31 protein-coding genes are annotated in these 21,356 nt (G+C 35.6%); 22 read left to right on the plus strand and 9 right to left on the minus strand.

Annotated features, from left to right (window positions below; all coding sequences use genetic code 11):
- Position 1 precedes the first annotated feature (1 nt).
- The 19 genes from GON26_RS01290 (at position 2) to GON26_RS01380 (ending at position 13,108) form a co-directional block, all read left to right on the plus strand.
- Positions 2-487, plus strand: coding sequence for a hypothetical protein (locus tag GON26_RS01290; RefSeq protein ID WP_160372925.1), 486 nt, complete (start codon positions 2-4; stop codon positions 485-487).
- Positions 488-1,720, plus strand: a complete 1,233-nt coding sequence (locus GON26_RS01295) for a DUF2586 family protein (protein WP_160372926.1) — start codon at positions 488-490, stop codon at positions 1,718-1,720. It begins immediately after the preceding gene.
- Positions 1,721-1,723: 3 nt separating this feature from the next.
- A complete protein-coding gene (locus GON26_RS01300) occupies positions 1,724-2,137 on the plus strand; it encodes a hypothetical protein (protein ID WP_160372927.1) in 414 nt (137 codons plus the stop codon).
- 5 nt (positions 2,138-2,142) lie between these two features.
- Positions 2,143-2,460 (plus strand): hypothetical protein, encoded by a 318-nt coding sequence (locus GON26_RS01305; protein ID WP_160372928.1) that lies wholly within the window; start codon positions 2,143-2,145, stop codon positions 2,458-2,460.
- A gap of 160 nt (positions 2,461-2,620) precedes the next feature.
- Positions 2,621-4,627 (plus strand): phage tail tape measure protein, encoded by a 2,007-nt coding sequence (locus GON26_RS01310; RefSeq protein WP_160372929.1) that lies wholly within the window; start codon positions 2,621-2,623, stop codon positions 4,625-4,627.
- The gene (locus tag GON26_RS01315; RefSeq protein ID WP_160372930.1) at positions 4,627-5,286 is read left to right on the plus strand and encodes a DUF6046 domain-containing protein; all 660 of its coding nucleotides are present in this window, start codon (positions 4,627-4,629) and stop codon (positions 5,284-5,286) included. The genes GON26_RS01310 and GON26_RS01315 overlap by 1 nt, the downstream gene beginning before the upstream one ends.
- A gap of 1 nt (position 5,287) precedes the next feature.
- Entirely contained in the window at positions 5,288-6,256 is a 969-nt protein-coding gene (locus tag GON26_RS01320; protein WP_160372931.1) for a hypothetical protein, read from the plus strand.
- Complete coding sequence (locus GON26_RS01325) at positions 6,256-6,759, plus strand: hypothetical protein (protein WP_160372932.1); 504 nt, start codon at positions 6,256-6,258, stop codon at positions 6,757-6,759. The genes GON26_RS01320 and GON26_RS01325 overlap by 1 nt, the downstream gene beginning before the upstream one ends.
- Before the next feature lie 7 nt (positions 6,760-6,766).
- On the plus strand, positions 6,767-6,976 hold the full coding sequence (locus GON26_RS01330; protein WP_160372933.1) for a hypothetical protein: 210 nt from the start codon (positions 6,767-6,769) through the stop codon (positions 6,974-6,976).
- A gap of 2 nt (positions 6,977-6,978) precedes the next feature.
- Positions 6,979-7,320, plus strand: coding sequence for a hypothetical protein (locus GON26_RS01335; RefSeq protein WP_202110812.1), 342 nt, complete (start codon positions 6,979-6,981; stop codon positions 7,318-7,320).
- Positions 7,310-7,594, plus strand: coding sequence for a hypothetical protein (locus GON26_RS01340; protein WP_160372934.1), 285 nt, complete (start codon positions 7,310-7,312; stop codon positions 7,592-7,594). Before GON26_RS01335 ends, GON26_RS01340 begins: the two co-directional genes overlap by 11 nt.
- Positions 7,594-8,466: a nucleotidyltransferase gene (locus GON26_RS01345; protein WP_160372935.1), complete on the plus strand. Its 873-nt coding sequence runs from the start codon at positions 7,594-7,596 to the stop codon at positions 8,464-8,466. Before GON26_RS01340 ends, GON26_RS01345 begins: the two co-directional genes overlap by 1 nt.
- Positions 8,456-8,941 (plus strand): hypothetical protein, encoded by a 486-nt coding sequence (locus GON26_RS01350; RefSeq protein ID WP_160372936.1) that lies wholly within the window; start codon positions 8,456-8,458, stop codon positions 8,939-8,941. The genes GON26_RS01345 and GON26_RS01350 overlap by 11 nt, the downstream gene beginning before the upstream one ends.
- Entirely contained in the window at positions 8,934-9,728 is a 795-nt protein-coding gene (locus tag GON26_RS01355; protein ID WP_160372937.1) for a phage baseplate protein, read from the plus strand. The genes GON26_RS01350 and GON26_RS01355 overlap by 8 nt, the downstream gene beginning before the upstream one ends.
- Before the next feature lie 3 nt (positions 9,729-9,731).
- The gene (locus GON26_RS01360) at positions 9,732-10,712 is read left to right on the plus strand and encodes a hypothetical protein (protein WP_160372938.1); all 981 of its coding nucleotides are present in this window, start codon (positions 9,732-9,734) and stop codon (positions 10,710-10,712) included.
- A gap of 2 nt (positions 10,713-10,714) precedes the next feature.
- Entirely contained in the window at positions 10,715-11,512 is a 798-nt protein-coding gene (locus GON26_RS01365) for a hypothetical protein (RefSeq protein WP_160372939.1), read from the plus strand.
- An 18-nt stretch (positions 11,513-11,530) separates the two neighbouring features.
- A complete protein-coding gene (locus tag GON26_RS01370; protein ID WP_160372940.1) occupies positions 11,531-11,875 on the plus strand; it encodes a hypothetical protein in 345 nt (114 codons plus the stop codon).
- A gap of 7 nt (positions 11,876-11,882) precedes the next feature.
- Positions 11,883-12,254: a hypothetical protein gene (locus GON26_RS01375; protein ID WP_160372941.1), complete on the plus strand. Its 372-nt coding sequence runs from the start codon at positions 11,883-11,885 to the stop codon at positions 12,252-12,254.
- Positions 12,255-12,469: 215 nt separating this feature from the next.
- Positions 12,470-13,108, plus strand: coding sequence for a thymidylate synthase (locus GON26_RS01380; protein WP_160372942.1), 639 nt, complete (start codon positions 12,470-12,472; stop codon positions 13,106-13,108).
- 34 nt (positions 13,109-13,142) lie between these two features.
- Here the strand turns inward: GON26_RS01380 and GON26_RS01385 are convergent, their stop codons facing one another.
- On the minus strand, positions 13,143-13,376 hold the full coding sequence (locus GON26_RS01385) for a hypothetical protein (protein WP_160372943.1): 234 nt from the start codon (positions 13,374-13,376) through the stop codon (positions 13,143-13,145).
- A 29-nt stretch (positions 13,377-13,405) separates the two neighbouring features.
- On the opposite strand from GON26_RS01385, the gene GON26_RS01390 reads away from it, so the two are divergent.
- Positions 13,406-13,588, plus strand: coding sequence for a hypothetical protein (locus tag GON26_RS01390; protein ID WP_160372944.1), 183 nt, complete (start codon positions 13,406-13,408; stop codon positions 13,586-13,588).
- A gap of 517 nt (positions 13,589-14,105) precedes the next feature.
- Here GON26_RS01390 and GON26_RS01395 read toward each other — a convergent pair.
- Positions 14,106-14,432 carry a YegP family protein gene (locus GON26_RS01395; RefSeq protein WP_160372945.1) on the minus strand — a complete coding sequence of 109 codons (327 nt, stop codon included), beginning with the start codon at positions 14,430-14,432 and terminating at the stop codon, positions 14,106-14,108.
- 220 nt (positions 14,433-14,652) lie between these two features.
- Here GON26_RS01395 and mscL point away from each other — a divergent pair, with 220 nt between their 5' ends.
- Positions 14,653-15,066 (plus strand): large conductance mechanosensitive channel protein MscL, encoded by a 414-nt coding sequence (mscL, locus tag GON26_RS01400; protein WP_160372946.1) that lies wholly within the window; start codon positions 14,653-14,655, stop codon positions 15,064-15,066.
- 596 nt (positions 15,067-15,662) lie between these two features.
- Here the strand turns inward: mscL and GON26_RS21840 are convergent.
- The 4 genes from GON26_RS21840 to GON26_RS01415 form a co-directional block, all read right to left on the minus strand.
- Positions 15,663-15,812: an SDR family oxidoreductase gene (locus GON26_RS21840; protein WP_394350387.1), complete on the minus strand. Its 150-nt coding sequence runs from the start codon at positions 15,810-15,812 to the stop codon at positions 15,663-15,665.
- The gene (locus GON26_RS01405) at positions 15,772-16,044 is read right to left on the minus strand and encodes an SDR family oxidoreductase (RefSeq protein WP_202110814.1); all 273 of its coding nucleotides are present in this window, start codon (positions 16,042-16,044) and stop codon (positions 15,772-15,774) included. Before GON26_RS01405 ends, GON26_RS21840 begins: the two co-directional genes overlap by 41 nt.
- Positions 16,045-16,257: 213 nt before the next feature.
- Positions 16,258-17,004, minus strand: a complete 747-nt coding sequence (locus GON26_RS01410) for an SDR family NAD(P)-dependent oxidoreductase (RefSeq protein WP_160372947.1) — start codon at positions 17,002-17,004, stop codon at positions 16,258-16,260.
- Between the two features lie 68 nt (positions 17,005-17,072).
- Positions 17,073-18,089: an NADP-dependent oxidoreductase gene (locus GON26_RS01415; RefSeq protein ID WP_230407879.1), complete on the minus strand. Its 1,017-nt coding sequence runs from the start codon at positions 18,087-18,089 to the stop codon at positions 17,073-17,075.
- A gap of 102 nt (positions 18,090-18,191) precedes the next feature.
- Between GON26_RS01415 and GON26_RS01420 the strand changes: the two genes are divergently transcribed.
- Positions 18,192-18,422: a hypothetical protein gene (locus GON26_RS01420; protein WP_160372948.1), complete on the plus strand. Its 231-nt coding sequence runs from the start codon at positions 18,192-18,194 to the stop codon at positions 18,420-18,422.
- Positions 18,423-18,816: 394 nt separating this feature from the next.
- Here the strand turns inward: GON26_RS01420 and GON26_RS01425 are convergent, their stop codons facing one another.
- The 3 genes from GON26_RS01425 to GON26_RS01435 form a co-directional block, all read right to left on the minus strand.
- Complete coding sequence (locus tag GON26_RS01425) at positions 18,817-19,728, minus strand: helix-turn-helix domain-containing protein (protein ID WP_160372949.1); 912 nt, start codon at positions 19,726-19,728, stop codon at positions 18,817-18,819.
- Between the two features lie 96 nt (positions 19,729-19,824).
- A complete protein-coding gene (locus tag GON26_RS01430) occupies positions 19,825-20,262 on the minus strand; it encodes an ester cyclase (protein WP_160372950.1) in 438 nt (145 codons plus the stop codon).
- Between the two features lie 67 nt (positions 20,263-20,329).
- Positions 20,330-21,094, minus strand: a complete 765-nt coding sequence (locus GON26_RS01435) for an SDR family NAD(P)-dependent oxidoreductase (RefSeq protein ID WP_160372951.1) — start codon at positions 21,092-21,094, stop codon at positions 20,330-20,332.
- Positions 21,095-21,356 lie beyond the last annotated feature (262 nt).

Raw genomic sequence — 21,356 nt, forward strand, 5'->3', positions numbered from 1 at the left:
AATGAAAATAGCAGAATTTTTTACAACCTCAGACGGGCAGGAATTTTACAAAGAAGATACAGCCCGCAATCATGCTAAAACTTTAGCAAATAAAAATGTAATTCTTCCTGGACAGGAAATTCATGAAGCTGTCGATGTAAACAACATTGAGGTTGATGCGGAAGAATTAGACGGAATTGATCATGTAACATTGAATGTTATCGCTCCTGCTTCCGATGCTCCTGCTTCTGATGCTCCTGCTTCCGATGCTCCTGCTTCTGATGCTCCTGCTTCTGATGCTCCTGCTTCCGACGCTCCTGCTTCTGATGCTCCTGCTTCTGATGCTTCTGCTTCTGATGCTCCTGCTTCCGACGCTCCTGCTTCTGATGCTTCTGATGCTCCTGCTTCTGATGCTCCTGCTTCCGGCGCTCCTGCTTCTGATGCTCCTGCTTCTGATTCTCCTGCTTCTGACGCAAAAAAAGATACTAAAACTAATACCAAAAAATAGATGTTACCAGGAGTAGAAATTGAATTTCAAAATGGACAGCTCGGAACGATCACAGATCGTCCTGATGGGGTGTTTGGAGTGTTGGCCAGTGCTATAGCTGTATCAACTACTTTTCTGCTTGAAAAGGCATACGAAGTGAAAAGCATGTTAGATGTTGCCGCTTTAGGAATTTTGCCAAGCGTAGGAAACTATCGCTTGTATAAATTCTGTGAAGAGTTTTATAATGAAACTGGTGAAGGTGCAAGCTTGTGGATTATGGGATTTGACAATACGGATAAAGTAAGCGATTTTTTTACTCCTGATGTTGTAACTCAAAAAACACCTGCTGAAAAATTACTTGATGCTGCTAATGGTGCAATATCAGGTTTGTTTGTAAGCTTTGACCCTGACAATACTTACGTTCCTGTTATTACAACAGCCATTGATGCTGATGTTATAGCCGCAATGCCAAAAGCGCAATTGCTTGCAGATAATTACACAGATAAAGAGTACGCTCCATTTTTCGTGTATTTAGAAGGTTATGCCTTTAGTGGTGTCAAAAGTGATCTGGTTGATTTAACGACTTTAGAATATAATCGTGTTGGGGTTTTGCTGGGCGATACTATTACTAAAAGCGGAAATCCTGCATCAAAAGGCGCAGCTATTGGAGTTTTAGCAGGTCGTTTAGCTTCTAAAGCTGTACACATTAATCCAGGCCGTGTTCGTGATGGTGCCATTAAGCCTACAACTGCTTTTATTTTAGATATACCAGTTGAGCTCTATGATATAGCTTCATTGCATGATAAAGGCTTTGTTTCTTTCAGAAATCACAAACGTAAAACGGGTTACTATCTTACAGATGGTCCTTTAGCATGCGAAGTTGATGATGACTACCATTATATCACTCATCGAAGAGTAATCGATAAATCGTATCGCTTAGCTTATGATGCTTTGGTTGAATTCACATTGGATGATCTTGATGTAAACCCTAACGGAACCATTCAGGCACTTTCTGCAAGTGTTATAGAACAGGCTGTTGTTGCTAAAATATACAGCGAAATGACATTGGAAGGTGAACTATCTTATAACCCATCTGATTCAAGTGATAGAGGTGTAATCTGTAAAGTTGATCTTACGCATAACGTTGCATCAACAGGCAGAATAAAAATCAAACAATTACAGGTGCGATCAAAAGCGTATGCGAGATACATTAACGTACCGCTTGGATTTGTGCCTATAACTTCTAATAACTAAAATATGCCTTTTAATAGTAGAGAATTTGAATGGGCTGATCTAACATTGATTGTTGGAGGTCGTGATGTCACAGGCGTTCGTGGTGTTAAATATTCTGAAAAAATAGAACGAGAACCAATTTACGCCAAAGGCCGTAAACCAAAAGCAATTCAGAGCGGTAACATTGCCTATGAAGGTGAATTTATGATGTTGCAGTCTGAATATGATGCCTTAGAAATCAGCGGCGGTGGCTCAATCCTAAGCCTTTCCGTTGATGCTTTGGTTTCTTTTGGAAATCCTATTGATGGGAACTTTATGAAAACAGATGCGCTTGATGGCATCCGTTTCCTTGAAGGTGTAAAAGAATATAAACAAGGAGACAAATTCGCAGATATAACAGTCCCGTTTATTTGCCTTGACATCCGTAAAAACGTATAAAAAAGATGCAAAAAACAACAATAGAAACGTTCGCGGAAATTACTCCGGAACAAATTGCAGAGTGGAAAGAAAAGTACGAAGACATCTATAAATTAGGTTGTGACGGTAAATTTTGCATCGTCAAATCAGTTGATAGAAAAACGCTGTCTTATTCATCCAGTGTCGGAACGAAAGACCCGATGAAGTTTAACGAAATGCTTTTAAAAGGTTGCTGGCTTGGGGGAGACATCGAAATCCAAACAGTTGACAAATATTTTATTTCCGTGGGTCAAAAACTGGCCGAATTGCTTCAAATCAAAGAGGCTACATTGGAAAAGCTTTAGAGGTTGCCGAAGTTCAAGACAAAGATTTTTTCCGAATTAGTAGCGCTCAACTCCGTTACTATTTTAAAATTGACCCCGACAGCCTCAGTGATGAAGAATGGGCAATGAGATTACAAGAGTTGAAATGGATTAGGCAATCTGAAAAGAAAAACGAAGAGTAATGAGCAACAACTTATTTGAATACATGTTTAAGATTACTTCCAATGCGGAAGCCATAACGGCAAGCATGGGTAAGCTTAATGCAACTGTTGAAAAGGTTGAGGCAAGTACCGTTCAAATGGACCATAGCTTTACGAAAGCTTTTGATTCCATACAAAAGGATGTAAAAGCAATAAAGCTTAGTTCTATTCTTGATCAGGTTGACCGAGTGACTAATTCGTTTACGAATTTGAACAAACCTGGAATGGAGTTAAGCACTTCGATGTATGACCTATCGGCAATGACTGGAGTTGCTGGCGAAAAGCTTGACCAAATTGAAAAGAATGCGCGAAAATCAGGTTTAGCATTTGGAAATTCTGCTGCCTCTGGAGCTGAAGCTTACAAATTAATTTTAGGACAATTAACTCCTAAAATTGCTGAAGTTCCTGATGCGCTTGATGCAATGGGTAAATCTGTTGGTACAACGAGCAAATTAATGGGTGGTGATCAGGTTGCTGCAACTCAGCTTTTGACAACTGCAATGAACCAATACCAGGTTTCGCTTGAAGACCCGATTAAAGCCAGTGGAGAAATGGCAAAAATGATGAATGTTATGGCTGCCGCCGCTGGTGAAGGTTCTGCCGAATTGCCACAGATTAAACTGGCTCTTGAACAGGCGGGAATGGGTGCTAAAATGGCAAATGTATCTTTTGAAGAGACAAACGCAGCTTTACAAATTTTAGACAAAGCTGGTAAGAAAGGTTCTGAAGGCGGTGTTGCTTTAAGAAATGTTCTTGTAAAACTTGGCCAGGGAAAATACATCCCAAAAGAATATCAAAAACAATTACAGCTCTTAGGTGTTGATACAACAAAATTAGCAGATAAAAACGCCACATTATCGGAAAGATTGGCGGCTTTAAAGCCTGCAATGAAAGATAGTGCCTTATTGTCTGCTTGGCTTGGCGAAGGTGCTGACGGTGCCACAAAAGCATTAATTGAGCAAATCCCTGAGCTAGAAAGGTTAACCGGAGCGATAACCGGAACAAACGAAGCTTATGAGCAAGCGGCTATTGTAATGGAAAGCCCATTAGAAAAAAACAAAAGGCTTCAGGCGCAAATTGATGATTTTAAAATATCATTATTCAATGGAACAAACGGCTTAATCGGTTATGCAGATGTATTAGGAGGCTTAGCACGTGATGTTTCAGATATGTCACCTCTTTTTAGTGGCATGGCAACCGTTTTTTCAACATTGGCATCTGCGCAAAAAAGAGCTGCATTTTTTGCTAAAGTTTCCTCGGTTTGGAACTCGATAGCTGCTGTGGCAACAAATCTTTTAGCTACGGCACAATGGAACCTAAATATAGCAATGGATGCCAATCCCGTTGGTTTGATCATATTAGCAATTATGGCACTACTTACCTATGTCACGATAGCTATAAAAAGATGGGATGAGTTTGGCGCCGCAATGCTCTTAATGTTAGGTCCTATCGGATGGATTATAAACGGCTTTATGACAATAAAAAAGCACTGGGACAGTATTGCAAAGGCTTTTACAACTGATGGTATTATTGGAGGTCTTAAAAGAATCGGTCTGGTATTTTTTGACATGCTGCTTTATCCAATGCAGCAATTACTAGAATTGCTAGCCAAAATACCAGGCTTAGAAAATCTTGCTGGTGGTGGTGCTGAAAAAATAAAAGCACTTAGGAAATCGATGGATTTAGTTACCCCTGACGAAGCTCAAAAAGAAGTAGAAGCGAAAGCTGGAATACTACCGCCAACAGTCCCAGGAACAACACTTAACGAAAACGGCAAGCCTGTTGATGGAACCGCTACAAATAAAACAAATGAAGCGATTGCAACCGGAGGTACAAAAAATACGGTTATCAATATCACATTAAAAAATTTGATTGAATCTGTTCAAATCACTGGAAAAGATTTTAAAGATTCAGCCAACCAAATGAAAGAACAAAGCCAGGATGCTTTAATGAGAGTTTTAGCATCTGCAAATACAGCAGCAGGATAATGGAAAACAAGGAAATATTATTTGCATCATTGGTTGGTTCTAAAGTTGTTGAACAAATACCGCGCTTTAGTGTTATTCAAAATGAATTAGCAAAACATGTATTGCCGGCAATTCCTTTTCTGCCTTTGCGCAACCAGGACAAAATTAAAAAAGCTTCTGTGCTTGGCTTTGAAGATTCATGGTGGCTTAAAGATTCAGGACCTAAAGAAGATCAGCAGTTTTTTCCGCTGTCTTTTTCTTTAACGCCAAATGGTCAAAAATATTTATTGCCATACGAAACAATGATTTCAATTAATGGTAAAAACCAAGTTATTAAACGAAGTGTCGCCAAAGGAAATAAGATACCAGGTAAAGTAAAAGAACGCTGGTCACAAGACGATTATGATATTACGATCACCGGTGTTTTGTTAGGAGATTACGAAATAGGTACTGTTGAAAACTGTTATCCTATTTCTGATTTTAGAAAATTGAAAAGCTTTCTAACAGCACCACAGGCAGTATATGTTTTTTGTGAACCCTTTCAGCTGTTAGGTATAAATAAAATTGTTATTGAAGATTTTAGTTTCCCATTTACGAAAGGCGAAAATGTTCAAGCTTACGAAATAAAGGCATGTAGTGATTTTGATTACGCATTGATATTAAAACTAAACGAGGTGTAATATGTTAGACATGGACTGGAGAATCACTTTTAAAACGAAAGATGCTAAATATCAATTGATGTTAATATCTGAAGTTGAAATTGATGAATCTGTTGAAAATTTGGTTGATACAGCTACAATCACTTTACCTGAAGCTGTAATGAATCAGGTTTTAAACTTTCAACAAACGATTGGGCGTGGCAGTGAGGTTTTAATAGAATTAGGTTATGATAAGAATTTAGAAAAAGAGTTTGTTGGATATGTTCTGGACATTGTTGCTAATGACAGCAGTTTACAAATACTTTGCGAAGATGCTCTTTTCTTGTTTCGTGTTGGTGTTAAAGATGCTGAAATGAAGCCTACTTCATCTAAAAAAATTGCAGAATCAATTATTGATCAGATCGACAAAACTTTTAAAGTTTCCTGCGATTATGATATTGGTTTTGAAAAATTCATTATCCATCAGGCGACAGGTTACGATGTTCTTAAAAAATTGCAAGAAGAAACTAAGGCGAACATCTATTTTGATACTAAAGATAAAGTACTTCACATTCATGCACCATATTTAGAAAAAGGCGGTGATGTGGTTTATTCAATGCAAGAAAACATCGAAAAATCTTCCTTAGAATATAAACGAGCTCTTGATAAGAAAGTTGAAGTTACGATTGAAAGTATTGATCTAAAAGGTAACGTTAGAAGTTATACAACCGGAACAACCGGAGGTGAGAAAATCACGTTAAAGGTTGGAGCTGTAACCGAAAGCGATATGAAGAAAATTGCCGCAACTGTTTTGCAGCAAAATAATTATGATGGTTTTGATGGCTCAATTGATACTTGGTTGATACCGTTTGTTAAACCAACATATTCGGCTCACTATTCAGATGATGATTACCCGGAAAAAAAAGGAGTTTATTACGTGGTCTCTACTAAAACAACTTTTAGTGATGCAGGCGCTAAAAGAGCAGTAAAATTTGGAATTAAACTAGCATAATGGATACACCCGTTAAAATAAAAGCCTTATTACAACAAATTGTTGGTGCAAACTCAAATTTACCAATAACCGGAAAGGTTATTTCTATAGAGGGTGAAAGTTGTACAGTTCAGCTAATATCTGGATTAAAGGTCTCTGATGTAAAGCTGAAAGCCACAATTAATGAGCAAGATAATTTTATCCTGGTAACACCTAAAGAGGGTTCAAGCGTGATTATGCTTTCTTCAACTGGAGACTTAGAAAACCTCACAGTTATAAAAGCTGATCAGTTTGAAAAAATGGAAATAAATCAAGGTGGGTTAAACATTCTTATTGATTCTAATGATGGAAAAGTTAGTATTAAAAATGATTCTGTTTCGCTGAAAGAAATATTATCAGATTTATCAGAATTGTTAAAAAACATCAAAGTTTTTACTCCAATGGGACCTTCAGGAAATCCTTTGCCGGACAGTATCCAAGCAATTGTAAATTTTGAAACCAAAGTTAATCAGTTATTAAAATAGATTTAAAATGGGTTTAAATAAAGGAGCTTTAAAACAGGACATCTTAGATATTATTACCGATATGCGCAACCGGGATGAAAATTCAGACGATGAGTTTGCAACTCGATTATCAACTGCAATTGATACTTATGTTAAAACGGCAGTAATTGTTTATCAAAGCGGTTTAACTGCTCCTAATGGAGCCGTAACCGGAACCTTTCAAGGAAACTTAGAATAATTATGAAAAGCATCGGCATTCAATTAATAGATAACAACGACCAGGGCGAACCAATGGATTTAAAAATTAATCCTGTGCGTGATGTAACAGGAAAAATAATTGCCGGGATCGTAATCGGAAACATTTTAGAGCAAAACAAAGCGCTTATAATTATTGGTTCAGAAGGCGATCTAAAATTTAGACCTGATATAGGGGTGAATTTTGGTGATGTATTGTTAAATGATAATCTTTTAGAATATCGACATAAAATAAACGAGCATTTCGATAAGGATGGTTTGAAAATTTCCGAATTAGATTTATACACACTCGATAATATCAAAATAGTAGCTGATTATGAAAGCTAAACAAGGACAGAGTTTTTGTGATTTGGTAATTCAAGGAACTGGCAATATTGAAAACGCTGTTGAGATGGCGATATTGAATAACCTATCAATAACTGATAATTTAAGTATTGATCAGGTATTAATGCCGGCAGGAAAAGAAAATAAATCCATTCTTGAAATATGGAGCGAATATAATTTACCCGCAACCGCATTAACAGATGAAAACCTGTCAGTTATAATTCCAGATGAGGGTATTGGAGCAATGATCATTGAAGATACATTTATAATAAGATAATGGCAAGAACAAAAACGCAAATAAAATCAGAGATCACAACACCATTTATGGCAAATGAAACATTATCGGTAAAATATGGATTTGCCGTTGGAGCTTCGTTTGATTCTGAATTTTCAATATATAGTTTAGAAAACATTCTTTTTGAAATAGTGGCTTTAGCTATATATCTTCATGAACAATTTTTTGATCAGCACAAAAAAGAAGTTGACGAAAAACTTGCAAATGAAAAATCGGGTACACTTCCCTGGTATCGAACAATGGCTTTGCGTTTTCAGGACGGCTTTGATTTGGTACCAGACCAGGATTACTTCGATAACGGAACCGCGACACCTGAGCAAATTGAAAACTCGAAAATCATTAAATATTCTGCGGTAAATGAAGCTGAAGACAGCAGCCGTGTAATTGTAAAAATAGCCGGTGAAACCGCTGGAGTACTTTCGCCAATTACACAGGAACAAAAGGACGCATTCGAGCTTACTTACATGAAGGAAATCAAATGGGCGGGTATTCAAATTACTGTAATTAATTATCTCCCGGACAAGTTGTATTTGATCATTCAGATTAAGCGTGATGCTTTGGTTTTATCATCGACCGGACAAAGTATATTATACGGTAATTATCCGGTAAATGATGCAATTGAACAATTTTTAAAGGAATTACCTTTTGATGGGGATTTACGTTTGTCGGCGATTGTAGATAAACTGCAAACGGTACCGGGTGTCAAAGATGCAACGATTTTGAGCGCAAAAAGTGCATGGATTAATCCTGATACCGATGGTTATGAATCTCCTTTGCCAATCAATATTTCGACAATACCGGTATCTGGATATTTCGAAATTCAAGGATTTCAAGACATAAGCTATGTGGTATAAAATCAATTTTAAAGTACTGGCCGTTCAGCTGCTGCCAACATTTTTGCGAAAGCAAAATTTAGCTCAGTTGATGCAATTATGTGTCACTCCAATTTCTTCGCTTTATGATTTATGGTATGACTGGCGTTTTAAAAACATTTACAAATTAGAGCACAATGGTCAGGTTTGTTCATTAAGAGGTTCTTTAAATGATCTGTTTGACCCTGTAGAGCGTCGGATTTATATTGGCGAAGGTCAATTTTATGAGACAACTTACATTTTTACTGAAGCTGAAGGGCAAGAAGTTTGGATTGAAACGGATTCTGAAGATAAAACTATTTTTCTACGTACAGAATCAGAGACAGCAGATACCGGATTAGACTTCATTGTTTATGTACCGGAGACAATTTATAATTTATCTCTTGATGGACTAAGAGCTCACATTAATTTTTACAAAGCAGGCGGAAAACGCTATAATATTTTTATCGATGAATAAATCAAATTTTAATCAAACAGGAGGTTACCCACTTAAAACAGAAAGGTTACAAGAGCTACAAACGTCTTTTGAGATATTTAACGCTTTTGGTTCACTTGCGGGTAATCTTGCAATTGTTTCAGGATGTGAGATTGTTGGCTCTACTGTCAAAAACGGCTTTTTGTACATTGATGGTGAGCTTTTGGAATTTAGGGAATCAGCACTTGCAATCGATTCTACAGTTGTAATTTTTGAAGAGCCGGTTAAGAGATTTTTTGAAAATGACCCTTTAAGGGAAGTTTACACCATTCGATACACCTCTTTTGGAACTGCTGAAGAATCATGGTTATGGACTGATTTCAAACGTCCGATTGAGACCAAAAGCATTCCAACTGATCTAATTTCCAGGCTAACACTAATTGAAAAGAAGTTAGCCATTTTCCAAAGCGGTGGTGTTGTTTTTCCCTGGTTCAAACCTGTTGGCGAAATACCAGAAGGATTTCAGGAAGTTGCAGACATGAAAGGGCGCATGATTATAGGTTATGACCCTACACAGACTGAATTTAATTTGATTGGTAAAAATGGCGGACTTAAGAATAAAACCCTCAGTATTTCTGAAATGCCGTCACACGACCATACATTTAGTGGTAGTAACAGTAATAGTTCCGGAACGAGTAACCATGTAATTACAACTGGTCAAGCCGATGAAGGAAGTGGAAAGTTTGGAATGCAACCTACTGGAGGCGGCCAAGCATTTTCATTATTAAACCCTTACCGCGTGGCAGCGTACATTGAATTTATAGGATAAGTTATGGCAACAAATATAAACACAATATTAAGCTGGTTTGTAACCGGCGCGAAACCAACTCAGGTGCAATTTTGGGCCTCATGGCAATCATTTTGGCATAAAGATGAAGCAATACCTCAATCCAGTGTTCAAAACTTAGCCGCAACGCTTAATTCAAAAGCGGATAAATCTCAGTTTGATGCTCATAAAACTGATACTGATGCGCATGCTGATCTATTTAGTAGTAAAGAAGATAAAAATCAAAAAGGTGCTGTAAATGGTTACGCTCCATTAAATGAGTTTCAGAAAATTGCTGCTGAATATTTGAGCATTGTAAATGATCTTATTACTGGAGGTACGACATCGTTACTATCGGCAGAGCAGGGAAAAGAATTACAAAGCCAAATTGATGGTATAAACATTATTTTATCATCTGATGATATAAATCTTGACACAGTACAGGAGCTTGTAGATGCCATCAAAGAAGTTGAGACTTCGCTTGAAACAATTTTAGTAAATGATCTTACAACCGGAGGCATTACCAAAGCTTTAACCGCTGAAATGGGTAAAAGCTTAAAGGCTTTAATTGATGGTTTAAACACTAACAAAGTTGATAAAGTTGCAGGTGAAAGATTGATAACAGCTGCTGAAATTGTTAAGCTCGAAGGAATAGAAGCCGGCGCACAAGTAAATCAAGACATGTCCGGCAAACAGGATATTGATAATCAAATTTTCGTGAGTGCTTCGGGTTTGGTGCAAGATTCTTGGCATGGTAAAATAGTAACTTTTACAGCTAGTTCAACACAGACAGTTCCTGCAAGTGGTTTACGAGACGGGTTTAAATTCGATGGTATTGTTGATCCTACAGTAACAATTACAACTGCGATAACAGCTCCTAAATCATGGTTAGGTGGTTATTCAGGAGCTTCAATAACTGAGAATTCAATTTTTACTTTTATTCAAAGAAAAGGCGATGATTCAAAAGTTTCAATTTATGGATTATAAATATGTTATTAACTAAAACAATATTCGGAAGATCAAAATATATAAAGGTATCAGACCCACATGCGCAGGCTTTCGTTATTGCAATAAAAACAAAAAGTAATCCTATAGCTAATGCTGTAAATCAGCTTTGTATTGATCTGAAAGCGGCCAATTTATGGAATAAAATGCAATGTGTTTACCCTTTTGTTGACACTTCAGAATTTGCCCATAAGTTTAATTTATTAGACCCACGAGACAGCGATGATGCTTTTAGGATATCATTTGGAAGTCCTTCCGGACTCACATCTCATTCTGCTTTAGGGTTTGTTAGCGGCAACCAGTTAGCTAATACGCATTTTATTCCATCAATAGTTCAAAATGTATTTTCAAACGGCATTACAATTGTTTGTGGTACTCATATAACAGGTGATGTGAGATCAATTGGAGCTTACATGTCCACCACACAAGCAAGTGTAGTTTCAATTTGGGCTAATCCTTACTTTGTTTCTCGAATGAATGGTAGTAACATAGTCTATGGTAATACTGACTCAAAAGGAATTTACACAGCTCAAAGAGTTTCCAGTACAGTTAGTAATCAATTTAGAACAGGAGTTAAGGTTACAACATCAAACAGTGGAGGTGTTTTACCTACAATTCCTCTCTATATCGCGTCAGTTAATGAGAATGGACTCCAAAAATATCCTGACCAAAAACGAACACAATCAACTTACATACATGAGGGTATGACTGATTCAGAGGTTGTCTCATTTCATACTATAATAAATACTTTCGAAAATTCATTATCTCGTAAAACTTGGTAAAAATTAAAAAAAATAATTATGATAAGATCAACAGTACCGCTTTTATATGATGCTAGAAATGGAGAAAAATCCGCTATCGTTGAAATTGAAATTCCGAGTTGGCAAACAGGACAAGATGGCATTACTTATAACGTTCGAGATTATGCCATAAACAATGATGTAAAAGAGTTTATAAGCAGCAAGTTTGTTTTTTATTCGTGGGATCAAATTAATAGTTTGAACGATTATATCGAAAGCATATATGTTTATTCAGGTTTAACAAAAAAGGAGACGGAATATTTAAAAGTTAAACATGCTTTACTACTAGAAACGAAGACACGCCCTATTTACGGTTCAAACGCCAACCTTTGGGTTTTAATCTAAATTATTTATGGGTACAATTTTAGCATTTATTTCTATTGTTATAGCAGCGATACTTTTTCCTTTAGGGCTTCTAATAACATTTGTTACTAATCTTTACAAAAGGCGTTGGAAGTTTTCATTTAAACGTTTAGATCAACAACTTCTAAGCATCGCCACAAGCATAGACGCATCTGGCAATGTAATTTGTAAGGACTTGTTTAATCTGCTTTTAATAGAAAAAGGCGGTTATGAGTTTGGCAAGCGAAAGGAAACTATATCTAGCGCATTGGGTAAAAATCAACGTGATAACACATTAACCAAAACAGGAAAAGCAATCGTTTTTATCCTGGACAAAATAGAAACTGATCATTGCATGAAAAGCATTGATAGTTTGGTGTAATGTTTCCTTAAAAGTGAAACAATAGAATGAATTTCAGGGAGGTTGAAATAAAAAAAGTCCTCCAACAATTAAAAACTTTCTCAGGGTAATTTAATTAAGCACAAAGCCACAGCGTTGGAGGACAAAAAGTCTTCTATGCTGTGGCTTTAGTGTGTTTAAAAATTAACCTGAGAGGTGCAAATATAATATAATCAATCATCAATCAAAATCGAATAATGAATAAGTATCATCAAATACTAAATAAAATCCTTGAAAAAGGTAAAAATCAAACAAATAAAAAAGGCTCAAACACTTTTTTACTTAATCAAAAGCTAGAATTAAAGCCAATTGATTTACTTGAACTGTTTGAGGGGCACGCTGTGGCTAAAAAGAAACTCAAAGATGAGCTACAATTGTTTATCCAGGGCGAACGCTCGACAGAAGCTTACCGGGAAATTGGTGTTTCATGGTGGGATTATTGCGGACCTATCCTGGTCAATAGTTATCCGACCTACTTCGAAAAGCTTCCGAAACTAATTGAAAAAATTAATAGGGAGAAACGATCATCAAAGAATTATGTATTATTTCTGGGTTCTAACGATACCGAAAGCAATCAACAGCCTTGTTTAAGTTTAATACAATTTCAAATCGACAACGGTAAACTTGTAATAAGCGCATATCAGCGCAGTTCCGATGCGAATCTAGGATTACCCTCAGATATTTATCATTTGTACCTTATTTCGAAGAAAATCGATGTACAGTTGAAAAGCATTACATTGTTTCTTGGTAATGTGCATGTGTATGAGAATAATTTTGAGAATACAAAGCAGCTGCTTAATGGCGAAAGCGTCAAGTTTGCTTTAAACGTTGGTTAATTGCGGTTTAAACTATAATTAAAAAGCCAATACGTTATGTATTGGCTTTGTTGTTTTGATGCTTGCTCATTAATTCTTTACAAACAGAATATAATTCATTTGTTCCTTCTCCTAGTTGGTAATGACCATGTGCAATGCAAAGTTCATTATATTCGCTGTCACTAAGGACTTGTTTTAAATCAATTTTTAATCTTTCCGCTTGTTGTTGACTTTGCCAGGCACCTGCTTTATTTCTAAATTTATCAAGTAAATCGTAAGTGTTTTTCATGTCCAAATATATTATAAATTTGTAAAAAAATGGAAATTTTGATTTGCAAAAATGGAAATTTTGATTTTTCGATTATACTATCAGGAATATTGGCGGCTAAAGCTGGCGGATCAAAAATTCTAAAAGCAGTTTTACGTATCTGTATCTGGGGTACTTTTGCAATAACAATGTCAGCTTTGGCTGGTTATATTTTTGGTGTTCAGACTACTTAAAAAGAAATATTTTTTTTTGGAATAGGAATGTAATATGAATAATATCCCTAACCATATCGATAGAGTTATCGCCATAAATTCCCTTAAAAAATAATTTGTTTTCCATGTATATTTTTAACTCAAAACTCTAGATTGGAAAAACGGTCAAATTGATCGCACTTTTTCTTCTGCAATTTACACCAATTCCTATAGCGCAAGGTCTTTTTATGATAGACCATCTGTGTGGAACTAATTTTGAATTTAACTACAATAAAAAACTAAAACAGTACTTGTACATTTTGTACAAGTATTGGATATTTGTGAGGTTAATAACAAATAAAACGTAGGTATTGCGTAACATAGAATTTGTCTCGTCCTACCTAAGATTATTTCCCTTCAAATCCATCAAACGGAAACACAATCTTATAATATTATCCTCTTTAACATCACCATCCTGATCTATACTCATATTAGTATACATAACTCCCTGCATAGCAATTGCAAGACAAGGAGTTTATATTCTTTACAACAAAAAACTTTATGCTTCTTCTATTATGGCATCAGGAGCATTTTTTTTCACCGATTCAATTCCATTCTCTCTGGCAGCAGTACTTTCGTACATCTCACTAGTACCTATGATTTGACCATTAGATGCTTTCAGATTAAAGTATTGCTTACCACTTGATGATTCTTTACGATCATAGCGATTATCATCTGGTGCATTTTTTTTCACAGAGGCAATACCATTTTCGCAGGCAACTTTGGTGTTATAACCTTCGCTAGCTAAGATGACCTGCCCGTTACCAGCTTTTAAGTTAAATTGAAATTCGCCATTCTTTCTAGTTGAGATCAGAAATTTTCCCATATTTTGTTTTAGTTTTAAGATTAGAAAACTAAATTAATCATTTTACCTATGCAATAAACTTATTTAGAGTTTTTCTTTTTTGAAATTTAGCAATAAGCATATTATAAAAACTACTGGCATATAATTCAATTTATTTTTTACAAAATAGTTATCAACTTACTACTGATTTTATTAAAATTTATTTAATTTAGTTTTTATTAACCAAAAAAAACAAATTAGTATGGGATTTTTTAGTGATTTTAAAGCCTCTTTAATGAAAGGCGATGTGTTAAGTTTAGCAACAGCAGTAGTCATAGGTGCTGCTTTTGGAAAAATAGTAGGATCTGTTGTTGATGATGTTATTATGCCAATTGTTGGTTTACTTACTGGCGGAATTGATTTTACAACAAAATTTATTACCCTTGATGGTGAAAACTATGAAAACTTAGCTAAAGCAAAAGAGGCTGGTGCTGCTGTTATTACTTACGGTAATCTTGTTCAGGCAATAATCAATTTTGTTATTATTGCCCTTTTTATTTTTATTATTCTTCGTGCTGCTGAAAAAATGAAAAAGAAACAAGAAGTTCCTGTTGTTCAATCAGGCCCATCTCAAGAAGAACTGCTTACTCAAATTAGAGATTTATTAAAAAAATGATCTACAACTTTTCTACAATTTCACCCGCTACATAATGATTATAGATTTAATTAGATCACAAACTCAATATATTTATTAAGTTAAGTAGAAATTGTATAGAGATTTTTTTAGAACTGAATACCTAATATTTAAAATCTTATACTTTATGAAATGGGAAAAAATATTTTCACACATTTTTTCCCATTTTTCTATTTAATATCAACTGATTAGAATATGGAATACAATTTCCTAAGTCCGTAAGAACGATAACTTTCCTCTCATATACCTGCTATATTTACTATGATGTTTCTGTACGGTTTAGGACTTCAGTTTGTATTGCAACTTTATCCAACATCTTTAGCCTTATATATAGTTTCTGTTGGTCAGGTCAAGAGTTTACCTCCTGTTTTCTTCAGATTCCACTCACGCGGTGGCCCCCCTTGCATTCAGTTAACACTTCCCACTGTAAAGACGTCCTTGGAACTTACACCCTAGAGTTATCGCCCATTCCAGGCACACAACAAAAAGCTGAGCACATTAATGAGTTCTGCTTTCTTATTTTGAATAATCTTGCTCCTGGAAATAAAATTTTATTGACTTTCATTTTTGGTACGTCTTTAAAAACCATATATACTGCCAGAAACAGAAATCTGCTCTCTAGTGATCCATACAGCATCATCTGAAGCCAGAAATACGGCAGCTTTGGCAATATCTGCGAGTTGTCCTCTACGGCCAAGCGGTGTTTTTTTCGGCAAACATCTTTTCATACTCACTGCCCACGGTGACACCCGCGCTTACTGCACCCTCTGTTTCCGTTCCACCCGGCAAAATAGAATTGACACGAACGTTTTTAACCCCCAACTTCTTAGATAAAGCAATTGTGAAAGCGTCCAGTGCAGCTTTACTTGAAGAATACAAAGAGGCATTTTGGAGCGGATATTTACTTGCACTCGAACTGATATTAATGATGTTCCCACCCTTATCTCCAAAAAGTTTCAAAGCTGCCTAGATCAATATAAGAATCCAATTTTATCAGTCTTTTCACAAACAGACATTTAAAATGTTTTATTTCAGAATGAATACTTTGGTTCATAAAGCCCTTGGTTTAGGAATTAGCCGCTTATGGGACTTTAATTACTTTCTAATTCTTTTACTGCAAGTGTACCTTCATTAATAGTATACTTACCGTATTAAAAAGAAAAATTGATATAATTAAGCTGATATTCCACCATCAATGGTAAAACTACTTCCTGTGATATAACTGGATTCTGGACCCGCTAAAAAATTGACCAACGAAGCTACTTCTTCTGGCCTGCCAAAACGTTTAAGCGGGATAGCATTAATGAAAGCCTCACGAATCGCATCATCGGAAGGCAGCATATCAGTATCAATAGCACCTGGCTCAACAGTATTTACTGTAATATTTCTTGGTGCCAAATCCCATGCAAGTCCACGGGTATAAGCTCCAATTGCTGCTTTGGTAGCGATATAGTCAGACATGTGCGGACTTCCAATACGATGAGCACCAACAGATCCTATACTTACTATCCTTCCACCATCTGGCATATATTTAACTACCGTACGTACAGCTTCAGATACTGCTCTGATGTTAACGTCGATCTGACGATCATATTCATCAATTCTTTCAGAAGCTGTTTCTAAAGATCCTTTTACTGCAATAGCTGCATTATTTACCAGAATGTCAATTTTGCCATATTTGTGGCCAATATCATCAATAGCTTTTTCTAGCGCGCCTTTTACTGAACTATCTATTTTGATAGCGAATGAATCTCCACCTAATTCTTTTATACTTTTTACCATATTTTGTGCTGTCTCTTCAGAACTTACATAACTGAAGATAACATTTGCGCCTTCTGATGCTAAACGTTTTACAATTGCTGCACCCATGCCACGAGTTCCTCCCGTAACAAATGCTGTTTTACCTTTTAGTGTTGACATTGTGTATTTTTATTAAATGATTATTAATATTTAGAAATAAATTATTGTGAATAGTAGTAGTTTCGACTTTAATCCATTGCAATAACGATCTTACCTTGCGTGTGTCCTTTTTCAATTTCAAGATGCGCTTTTGCAATTTCCGTCCACGAAAAGACCTGCGATACATGCGGTACCAGTTTTCCTTCCTGTAATAGTTTTGCAACAAATTCCATATCAGGTCCGCTATATGTTATCATATTATAAAAGGCATGTATATTCAATCTTTTTGCTTTCAAAGCTTCATCTGCTGTTATACCAGACCACAGACTAATAAGACTGCCTCCAGGCTTCAGCACTTCCATACTTCGATTAATATGGCCGTCTGCTTTTACAGCTTCAATAACCAGATCAATATCTTTTACTACTTCCTCAAAAGGACCTTTCTGATAGTCAATAAACTCATCAGCACCAAGGCCTATTACAAAGTCTTTTTTAGCACCTGATGCCAAAGCAAGTACATAACCGCCAAAATATTTTGCAAACTGAACGGCAAAATGTCCTACACCTCCCCCGGCCGCTGTTATTAATACACGGTCGTTTTCTTTTATACCTACTTTATTGATTGGTTGCAAAGCAGTAAGTGCCGCCAATGCAGAAGCTGCCGCCTGTTCATGACTAATATTTTTAGGTTTGACAGCTAATTGAGAAGCGGGAGCTACAACAAATTCTGCGTATGTTCTGCCTATATTAGGATGCTTCAATACTCCAAACACGTCATCACCAATCTCAATATTAGTAACGTTAGCACCTTTCTCAACAACCTGGCCAGAAACATCCCACCCTAAAATCAATGGAAGCTCTTCGCCGAATATCCAACTGACACTTTTATTTTCCCTTACAATAGCATCAGCAGGATTTATACTAACTGCTTTTACTTTTATTAATACTTCATCGTCTTTAATATTTGGCACAGGAACAAACTCAAAAGTAAAATTTTCAACTCCACCCTGCTCTTTCAGCACAATCGCTTTCATAATAAACAATCGAACATCTGGAAAAATAGGGTTATTTACAGGAGACAGCAGTGGAGGAGACTTTAATATCATTAAGATAAATTATAAAAAATAAAAACATTACTTAATCTCTAATCATAGAGTTTTGCTCTCGTATAAAAACTCTTTATCAACTGTTTTAACCCCTATAATGTTATGCTGAAAAGAATACTTTTAATTATCTTGCTTTCTATTCCTCTTTTTGCTACTACATCACTGAAGGAAACTTTTAACATCTGGGGAAGGATTGTAGATAGTGGATTTAGTCCTATTGAATCATTTTCGATTAAGGTTTTCGAATTTAATACTATTACAAATCAAAAAAAAATAACCCAAGATTTTAAAGTCAGAGATGATAATGGCGAATTTTTAATAAAAAAACCTTAACTCGGAAACCTATCTTATTGAAGTTACAGTTGAAAATTATACAAGGTACAGCATCATAAAAACACTTGGAAATAAAAATGAATCAGTTGGAGAAATAATTTTGCAAAATACTTGGTAAATTAAAAACAGATTCTTTCTATTTCTAGTAATCTTTTTTACCATAATTATTTTCTCAAAAAAAAATAGTATTACAGTTCTTTTTTGTATTAAAACATCTGATTGCGCAATAAAGACATATCCTACCTTTATTACGCCAATCTTTTCAAGTCTTGCATAAATTTTGTTAAATTTTGCCCCGTCGGGGTCACTATACAGCTAAAAAGGCAAGGTAACTTTGGATTTTTACATTTATTTTCTCTCTTCAAAAGAAACTTTAAAAACTTAAATAAAACGATTAATTAAACTTAGATCTGAACTTTAAAGGTGTTTCATTTGTTTTGTTTTTGAACAATTTACTAAAGCTCTGAAGGTGTTCGAATCCCAGCTCATACGCAATTTCACCAATTGACAAACTGGTGGTAGAAAGTTTTTCTTTCGCTTTTTCTATGAGTTTATTGTGAATATGCTGCTGCGTATTCTGACCAGTATGAAGCTTCAGTAAACTGCTTAAATAATCTGAAGAAACATTCATATTATCAGCAACGGTCTGGACAGAAAGAAGAATTCTCTGCTCAAAGTTTTTATCATCAAAATAATTATTCAAAAATTCTTCAACTTTTGACAGTATCTGATGACTGGCGATTTTTCTTGTAAGAAATTGGCGACTGTAATATCTGTCGCAATATTTGAGCAGCAATTCTATCTGCGTAATTATTAAATCCTGCGTAAATCTATCAATGTTGATGTGGTATTCTTCTCTTATATTTTCAAAAATATTTACAATGATATTTTCCTCTTTTTCCGAAAGAAATAGTGCTTCATTAATTGAATAATCAAAAAACGTGTAGCTTTTTATGTTTTTCGCTAATGCTGAATTCCATAAAAAGTCTGGGTGAATTTGCAATAAATACCCTGCGCCTTTATGTAGTGAATCAGGATCCTGCTCCAGCCGCAAAACCTGCCCCGGTGCTATAAATGACATTATACCTTCGTCAAAATCGTAAATCTGCTGGCCATAATAAAGCTTGGCTCCAATATCCCGTTTTAAAGCAATAGAATAAAAATCCATCACAATGTTTGTCGTTTTTTCATCATCAGGGAATTTTACCTGTGAATAATCGACCAGGCTTATTAAAGGATGTTCCGGCTTAGGAAGCCCTCTAAACCGATGATACTCTGTGATGCTTTTTATTCTAATTACTTCCATAGATACAAATTTACATTTTTTTGACACCCTCAATTCAGATGAATTCTTTTAAATGTATATTCAAAAAATTATTATACGAATATGCTATTTGATTTTTTATTCTTCTTTGCTCTGCATCAAAAGACCAAACCAGTCTTCTAAATGCCAGGTATGGGTCAGTTTGGCATTTTTCAAATAATGAAATTCATGCAGCGCTATTGTTACTTTCTTATTGGTTGGAGCAATTCCCATAATTTCCTTTACATGTGTAAATTGCATAGAAGCTCTTACAGCTGCACGCTCGTGGCTGCCAAATATCTCATGAATTACGATTTCTATATCAGGACATAATTCGAACAAAAATTTCATAATTGCCTGCAGTCCTTTTGGGTTATCTTCTTGATGTGGTGCCAGTGGAATATCTTTCCAGTCGGGCATGCAGATTTCGTCTAATACTTCTGGCTTTTTGAGTTTCCAAGCTGCATAAAACCTTTCAATGGTATCTATTTCCTGTTTCGACAGCGCTTTGACTACACCTTTATCTTCTTTTTCCATTTTATATTCTTCTAATTGTATGTAAAATTCAGCTTATCGACTATACGTTAACTATTTTTAAGCTTGATTATAAATTTGAACCTCCTGAGATTTCTATACGCTGCGCATTGATCCACCCGCCGGCATCGCTGCATAAAAAGGCTACCACGCCCCCAATATCCTTGGGTAGTCCAACTCTTCCAAGAGCAGTTTGCGAAGCCAGGTATTGGTTCATTTCTGCATTGTCACGTACTGCACCGCCCATAATATCTGTTTCGACAGCACCCGGAGCAATAACATTTACTCTTATATTTCTTGCACCAAGTTCTTTTGCCTGATATTTTGTCAATGTTTCCATTGCTCCTTTTAGTGCTGCATAAGCTGCAAATCCCGGCGTGGCAAAACGGGTTAGTCCTGAAGAAACATTTACAATTCCTCCGTAAGCTCTTAGCAGTGGCAATAATTTTTGAGTAAGGAAAAATGGACCTCTAAGATGTACATTTTCCATTTCTGTAAATTGAGCTTCATTGATAGCATCAAAATTTGCATAGTGAATAAACCCTGCGTTATTGATCAAGAAATCAATTCCATCTGAGTTAAAATAATTAGTTAAATGGTCTTTAAGATTTTTTTCAAACAAATCAAAACTAGAAGAATCTGAGACGTCTAATTTTATAGCGACCGCCTTTTGTCCGATATCATGAATTTGTTTTATAACATTTTCTGCTGCTTCTTTTTGAGTGTTATAGGTTAAAACTATATCCAATCCGTTTTTGGCAAGATTGATCGCCATATCTTTTCCAAGACCACGGCTCCCTCCTGTTACTACTGCAATTTTACTTTGCGATGACATAATGATTATTTTAGTATTATTATGTTGCAAATTTGCGCAGATACAGGAAAGAAAATTTAGCCAAAACCATAATTTAAGTAGCCAAAACTGGTAAAATGGAATTACCGACAACTTTAGTGGCAAGAACGACATTCAAATAATGATGGTGAGCTTATTCCTTGAGGCATTCCCAACAACCCAGATAAATTACAAAATTCAGTTTTTAAAAAAATCTCGTCTATACCCAACAGGACATCCAAACCAAATTTATAAAGCCAATGAA

This window comes from Flavobacterium hydrocarbonoxydans (assembly GCF_009789235.1).
Lineage (GTDB): Bacteria > Bacteroidota > Bacteroidia > Flavobacteriales > Flavobacteriaceae > Flavobacterium > Flavobacterium hydrocarbonoxydans.